Origin of the sequence: Levilactobacillus yiduensis (genome assembly GCF_024718525.1) — a bacterium.
GTDB classification, from domain to species: domain Bacteria; phylum Bacillota; class Bacilli; order Lactobacillales; family Lactobacillaceae; genus Levilactobacillus; species Levilactobacillus yiduensis.
On record NZ_JAMXAZ010000015.1, the window covers coordinates 58433 to 65457 of the forward strand.

Annotated in this window: 5 protein-coding genes; 4 read left to right on the top strand and 1 reads right to left on the bottom strand. The window is 43.3% G+C overall.

Features of this window, described 5'->3' with window-relative positions; all coding sequences use genetic code 11:
- Nucleotides 1–97 precede the first annotated feature (97 nt).
- Nucleotides 98–1585, bottom strand: coding sequence for a hypothetical protein (locus NGM66_RS09360; protein ID WP_258115574.1), 1488 nt, complete (start codon nt 1583–1585; stop codon nt 98–100).
- A 169-nt stretch (nt 1586–1754) separates the two neighbouring features.
- Between NGM66_RS09360 and NGM66_RS09365 the strand changes: the two genes are divergently transcribed.
- The 4 genes from NGM66_RS09365 to NGM66_RS09380 all read left to right on the top strand — a co-directional run bounded on the left by NGM66_RS09365 (nt 1755) and on the right by NGM66_RS09380 (nt 6852).
- Nucleotides 1755–2087 carry a hypothetical protein gene (locus NGM66_RS09365; RefSeq protein ID WP_208907220.1) on the top strand — a complete coding sequence of 111 codons (333 nt, stop codon included), beginning with the start codon at nt 1755–1757 and terminating at the stop codon, nt 2085–2087.
- A complete protein-coding gene (locus NGM66_RS09370; RefSeq protein WP_208907221.1) occupies nt 2084–3778 on the top strand; it encodes a DUF927 domain-containing protein in 1695 nt (564 codons plus the stop codon). Before NGM66_RS09365 ends, NGM66_RS09370 begins: the two co-directional genes overlap by 4 nt.
- A gap of 130 nt (nt 3779–3908) precedes the next feature.
- Nucleotides 3909–5246 (top strand): recombinase family protein, encoded by a 1338-nt coding sequence (locus tag NGM66_RS09375; RefSeq protein WP_208907222.1) that lies wholly within the window; start codon nt 3909–3911, stop codon nt 5244–5246.
- Nucleotides 5230–6852: a recombinase family protein gene (locus tag NGM66_RS09380; RefSeq protein ID WP_258115575.1), complete on the top strand. Its 1623-nt coding sequence runs from the start codon at nt 5230–5232 to the stop codon at nt 6850–6852. The genes NGM66_RS09375 and NGM66_RS09380 overlap by 17 nt, the downstream gene beginning before the upstream one ends.
- The last annotated feature ends 173 nt before the right edge of the window (nt 6853–7025 follow it).

Genomic DNA, 7025 nt, shown 5'->3' on the forward strand with positions numbered 1-7025 from the left:
TTTTACAGCGGATTGGCCTAAAAGTGGTCGCAGCCATTATTACGGAGCTAGTAAGATTGGTTGATTTAGCAAATAAAGAAGCGCAAAGGCAATCACATTAGTTGTTGATAATATTTTCCCAATCACTAGTATGATTGGTTGCCTGATTGAGTTGATTAATGATGGGCCGTATTTTAGCAACGGTTTCTTTGATTTTATCCAAATCTGAATTCGGTAAATCTGCAAAGTTCTCGTTCCATTGCTTAAAGTAGTCGATGATTTTATTGGAATCATCAGTTAAGGCCTGGGATAACTCCGTCGAGAACGTGGATGCATCGAGTGTGCCTGTAACCATTTGATTATCGAATTTTTTCAGAGCATTGGTGACTCTTTGCAAAGGGTAGGTTGTTGTCTTTACTTGAGTGTTTTTTAATAGGACACAGGTAAGATAGGTATCTAATGCGACGAATAATTGAGTGACAGATGCAGCGTCAATCTGGTCTACATCGTCGACATGTTTAACTAAACTAGCGTTATTTGTATCGTAATTTAGAAAGTCACTAATAGTTATATACGCTTTTTTAGCGGTTATACCTTTATAAGGGCCTATCCGTGATTTTAGTTGTGACGATTTTATAGGCTTGGAGTTTATTTTATTAAAGTTGTCGATAACCTTAATGACCATATTAGTGCCTAACCGCTTGTTCGGAATCCCGGCAAGTAGTTCAATGTCTTGATGTATCTCAAGTGCGGAAGGGTCTCTTTGTGTTGAGGAGGTTGATGGAGTGGCTACAGAATTATTAGTAGGATGTGTGCTTAAAAGCCCTCTTTGAACTAGAAGAGGCTTTAGATACAGGGCGATACCTTCTTTCGTGAATGGGTGATCAGCGTATATTTGCTGGATCAGATTTTTGATTTCAGTTTCAAGATTAGAAGGGAACCTGTTTTCAAACTTTAGAGATTGAACATTGGAAAAGGAATCGTCGGTTTCGACTTTGTCCAAGACTGATGAAATATTATTAACAGCATTAAATGAATTTGTGACAGCAAATTGTTCAAGTAATACATTCAATAAGTCAATGCTGTTAGCAGTCTGTTCCATGTAGTCAGATGTAGATGATGTACCATTTAATGTAGAAACAATTTCGCCTAGTACTTTTTCGCCGATGTTCTTGTTCCCATGAATCAGATTTTGACTATAGTGATATGCCCGGGAGTGATGAATAGTTTCATAACCGAATTTTTCTTTTTGGATATCGACTATCTTTGTTAAACTCTCATTTTTACTTTTGAGGACAGCATACCGATTTTTGAGGGCTGGTTCTTTTCGGCTATCTACCTTGCGTGCTAGGGCATTGGAGGTAGCAATCGCTGCTAGCCATGGAATAGCTTCGAATAGGTATATTGAGTCCTCGTAGTCCCGAAGGGATAGAGTGCTTGCCACAATCTCCTTGACCTTCTTATCTAGAGGTGAATTAGATTTGACGGAATGGACGTTGTTTAGTGTTTGTGTGTTTCCTAAATTTCTGTGTTTTAAGATTTTCTCTGCTTCAATAGCAATAGTTGCGAGATCATGTGAATCTAGATCGAAATTATTTTCTGACATAATATCTCCTATCTATAAAGTACCCGCGTTTTTGAAAAGAATAGACGGGTATAAATTTTGGGTGCTCATTGACTGTAATATGAGTGTCATCAAGAAGGAGGAATCCCTTTTGAAATTATAACTTAGTTGTGCTTTGTAGTGTGACTAGGTTTGAAAAGAGGATGTTTAAATGTCTAGTAAAACAGCAAGTAAGTTGGGTGATTATCGTAAGAAACGTGTCAGTCATCCGCTAGGGCTACCAGGGGTTCAGATTCTTTTGGGGGCTTATGGTATCGGTGAGACCGTGACAACGGCCGAACTAGTGACACAAGCCGAAAAGGAAAAATACACAGAACGACAAGTTTATGGCGCAATCTCTTCAGCCGTTCACCATGGTTGGCTGGAGAAGGTTCTAGACGAGACGAGAACTTATCGGGTTTGTGCAGCATCTAAAGAGCCGTACAAAGCCAAATGGAAGCCAAATATGCCAGCACCTAAAGATGAAGGGAGTGATGTTTTATGAACAATGAACTAGTTTCATGGAAGGATATCCCTGTTCCTAAGGGATTTATCCTTAATGACACATCTCTTGGTTATACTGACAAGGATAAAATATATCACTACCTAGCACCTGCTATGGGATTGACCCAAGGAATTTCATCCTTGGAGACCGATATCCAAAGCTACATGCTTCAATACCGTAGCCCAGGTGGAGTAACTAAGATTCGTGAAGTCCCCGCCACTGTTCTTACTGGTCGAGATATTGAAGGATTGGTGGCCTATGGAGTTGGGATTACGCCAGCCAATAAAGTTGCCATCCTGCGATACTTTATTGGTCAACGTATGCTTATTCCAATGGATACCGTGTATGAAGGCGTCGGCTGGCTAAGTGATGGTGACTTTGGATTAGAACAGTTAATAAGTAAGGACTCTCAAAGAAAAGGGTTTCTTAAATCTGATGCATTGGACCTAGCCCCTAAGGGTAGCAGAACACAGTGGTTTAAGATGTGGGATACCGTAAGCGATTCAATACCGTTGCAACTAGCACTTGTAATCGGTCTGACTGCACCGTTGCTACGCCCGTTGTCACAGCAATTTCCAGATCTTGAAACACTCCTCTTTTCCGTAGTTGGTGATAGTTCAACTGGTAAGAGCACAATGCTGGCTTTGGCACTTAGCACTGCTGGCGCCAATCGTGCTATGCAGAAGGGTAGTCTATTTCAGTCGTGGAGTGGGACTGCCAATGCGCTTTCCTTACGTTTGAACGGTAACAATGGTGTGCCTTTTGGTCTGGACGAGCTTTCTAGATATATGGGACGAAATATTACCGGAACGATATATAACTTGGCTTCGGGCACTGAGAAGGCCCGTGCAACCAAGACGATGTCCTTGCGCTCAACGGCGTCCTGGCAGACAACCATAATCAGTACGGGAGAACGGGGGTTGTTAGATGGCATGGCAGACCAAAACCAAGGCCTCCGCATGCGCGTTATCGAATGTGAGGGAATTACATGGACAAGATCTAGTGAGGAAGCCGAGTTGATTAAATCTGTCGTTGCAAATAACTATGGTTGGCTCTTTCCTGATTTCGTCAAAGCGATTCTGACCAACGCAACCAACCTCACGGCTGCGTTTCCGGCGACTGTTAGCGAGGTAAAGTCATTGATGCCGGATTCAAAATTTCGGGATCGTATTTCAACTAAGCTAGCTGTGGTTGAAATTGCAGCCCAGTTGGCCAACATCACTTGGCCTGAAATTAACATTAACGTTCAAGAGATCATGCGGTTATTGATTAAAAGTACCACTGCAACTTGGGGAACCGATTTAGGTGATCGTGTCTATGCTCGTCTTTTGGATTATTTAAAGACAAATCAAGGCTCGTTACTTCTAAAGGGGCGGGTTGGTCAAGCTGGGCCACACGTGATTGGGAACGTCTCGATGACGTTTAACCCGGTAAAGATGTACGTCAATCTTTATCCTTCAGAGTATACGCGAATTGTGACTGATGAGCTTGGTGCACAGAGCGAACGGGTTGTGACGGCAAGTCTTAAGGAGAAGGGCTATATCCAGTCAGAACCTGGCCGCAATACGATTCGAAAGATTGTTGATGGCAAACGTGTCACTTTCATTTCAATTCTCGTACCAACGAGTGAGGAGAACGATTTCATATTACGTAATAGCTTTGATGCTGACGGTCGCTTAAAAAATTATTGAGACAGGAGAGTAGGTACTATGGCTAAGGATACTATTGGATTGGATGAGTTTGCTGATGAGGTGGCGAATGTGCTGTTAGAGCATGTTCTCTGGCATCGTGAAACGACGGATAATGAGAGAGGGAACGCTGATGACTGACTTAGCTGTCGGGTACACCCGGGTTAGCACTACTAATCAAACTGGGCCTGATAGTTTTTCACTGGCAGCTCAAAAAGCGGTTATTCAGGAAATGGCGTCGACACGAAACTTGGCGGTCGGCGCCATTTTCACTGATGTTGCTTCTGGTTCTAGTGATAAACGTGAAGGACTAAGCCTTCTTCTCAGTGCCTTAGATAATCCGCAGGTAAAATTTCTGCTGGTGTATCGCCTAAATCGCTTAGCACGCAATCTGCGACTATTGCTGACTATTGTACACATGTGCGTTATAAACAGCGTACAAATCATAAGTCAGATGGAGTCGGACTTTTTTACTAACACGGCTACTGGAAAGCTACAATTATCCGCGTATGGCGCCATTGCTGAGCTTGAACGAGAGATGACTCGCGAAAATCAGCGTAATGCTCTAAAGGAAAAACGTCGACAAGGTGAAGTTCTTTCGGAAAATGTGGCGTTTGGATACAAGTATGATGCAGTCAGTAAACATGCAGTCATATCAGCAGTGGATGCTGAGGTTGTTCGTTGGCTTTACCAGCGATATACCACGATGGATGAAGGGTATCGGTTACTGACCATAGCTTGTAATGATCACTTTGGCATGAATTTAAAACAGCCTCATGTTGGACGCATTTTACGAAATGGACGCTACGCGGGGAAGGACATCAACTATCCGGCGATTATTTCACAGAAGCTGTTTGCGAAGGCAGAGGCAAAGCGAAAAGCGCGAGGTGCAGTTAAAACGCACAATGAGTCGTGGCTCCATGGCAAGCTAGTTTGTCCTATCTGTAGAAAAAAACTATTGGTTAACACGGTAACACGTCGAGGAAAACGCGTTCGCTACTATGCGTGCCGTCAAGAAGGGCACACATTCTCGGTGAAAGCTACAGTGGTTGAGCAACTCGTTTTGGGACAGTTAGAGCAGTTAGTAAAAGTGAAGAGTTTAAAATTGGCTATATCACGTGGGATAGAAGCGTCATCTGTGCATAATTCTTCAAGGGTATTGCCAGATGTAAAAGAGCTGCTAGGTAAGCTTGAAGCGGGTCAAATCTCTTCCGCAATGTATATCAAGCAAAAGGGCGATATTGAGCGGTCGACTAAGCAATTTCGACAACAGGCTGAGAATCAAGAGCAGGCCATTGCAAAGGTTATTCAGGCTTTCAAAAACGATGATTCGCTGAAAGGTGAGGTCTGGAATAGGCTGCTTGGTCGTATTGAATTCGATGAAAGCAAGCTTGTTACAGGCATTTTCTTAGCTGCTTGGCCGACTGATAATTTACTGAAAGGAGAGAATGAATTTGGAGAATACGACTAAGGAACGAGCAGTTGCCTATGTTCGGGTATCAACGACGGAACAAGCCGAACGGGGGTATTCAATTGATGCGCAAATTCAGACCATTAAAGACTATTGCCAAAGATCTGGGTTGCAACTAACCCAGATTTACGCTGACAAAGGGATTTCTGGCAAGTCCTTGAAGAAACGGGTAAAGCTTCAGCAGCTTATTGTGGATGCTAAAGAAGATAAGTTTGACCGTGTTGTGGTTTGGAAAAATTCTCGGCTGGCACGTAACGTCAAACTACTGCTCGAAATTGTGGACACACTTCAGACTCACAACATCGAATTTGATTCTATCAGCGAAAACATCAAGATTGATACGGCTTCCGGTAAATTTATGTTGCAAATGATGGCGAGTGTGTCGGAATTCGAGAGAAACGAGACTGCTGAAAATGTGCGTTTAGGAATGCGAAAGCGGGCCCGTGAAGGCTACAAGAATGGCAATCGGGTGCTCGGCTATGACAACGTCAAAACAGAAGATGGAACTAAAATTCTTGCGGTCAACGAGGATGAGGCGAGCATCATTCGCTTCATCTTTGATAGCTACATTCAGCAACGCGGATTACGAGCCATTGCTAATGAATTGAATCATCGTGGGTATCGTACTAAACGCGATAACGCCTTCTCTACAACGGCTGTACATGATATCTTGAATAATCCTTTATATGTTGGGAAAATTCAATATGCAAAGTACGAGCAATGGGAGCTGAAGCGCCGTAAGGGCCGTAGCGAGCATCCTATCGTGGTTGAAGGCAAACATGAGGCCATCATTAGTCAAGATGTCTGGGAACGCACACAACGACGCTTGAAGGTCCAGAAACGCACTCCTAAGTGGAATCACCTGGGAACTAATGTCTTGACGGGTCTACTACGTTGTCCAGAGTGTGGAGGTGCGATGATAGCTAGTAATACAACCAATACTTTAAAGGATGGAACGAAAAAGCGCATTCGCTACTATAGCTGTGCTAACTTTCGTAGTAAGGGTTCAGCTGTTTGCCACGCCAATAGCATTCGAGCCGATGAGGCAGAGAAGTTGGTTGCTCTGAAACTAAGAATGGTACTGAGCAATCCAGAAGTTGGACAGGTCGTTGTTCAACGGATGAAGGCTAGTGAAGCCAATCAACGAAAGTCATTAGATGAAATTATCGTAAACAAGCAGCGTGACATCGAAGCATTGACCCAGAAGTTGCGACGACTACAGTCGACAATTGATGAGGAACCAACCTTGAAATCGGACTTGGAGCCAAGAATTCATCAGTTGCTGGGTGATCAAGTAGAGCTTGAGTCAGAGCTAAGAGAGCTACGGGAACGCGATGTACAATCGGATTCTAGCCTGTCAGTGAAGAATGTGACGCAATTGCTCAAGTTGATTGCTGAGGTGGTTCAGGGACGTGATACGGATACATTGAAGTATATCTACCAGTGTTTCATTGAAAAAATCACTTTTGACCGCAAGAAGAAGCTAGTGTGGGTGCACATGCGGTTTGATAGTAACGTCACCAAGGAGTTAGCAGAATATACAAAGGCAATGTCTGATGAGGGCATTGCCTTTTTGCATGGTCGGAGTATTCACCTGACCATTTGAGCACGGGAGAGCGGGTATATTGCGGGAGAGCACAAGTATATATGAGACATGGATGTAGCTAAGTTTTTCCCGATACCCCGTTAGATTATACGTATATCCTGAATTATTCATACCTTTCAAAAAAGTCGTCAGTTTTCATGTTTTTCAAAAACTGACGGCTTTTGATCTTGCTT

Excerpts from the sequence above, each read along its gene's own strand:
- NGM66_RS09360 (WP_258115574.1), bottom strand. The coding sequence starts at position 1,585 with ATGTCAGAAAATAATTTCGATCTAGATTCACATGATCTCGCAACTATT.
- NGM66_RS09370 (WP_208907221.1), top strand. The coding sequence starts at position 2,084 with ATGAACAATGAACTAGTTTCATGGAAGGATATCCCTGTTCCTAAGGGA.
- NGM66_RS09365 (WP_208907220.1), top strand. The coding sequence starts at position 1,755 with ATGTCTAGTAAAACAGCAAGTAAGTTGGGTGATTATCGTAAGAAACGT.
- NGM66_RS09375 (WP_208907222.1), top strand. The coding sequence starts at position 3,909 with ATGACTGACTTAGCTGTCGGGTACACCCGGGTTAGCACTACTAATCAA.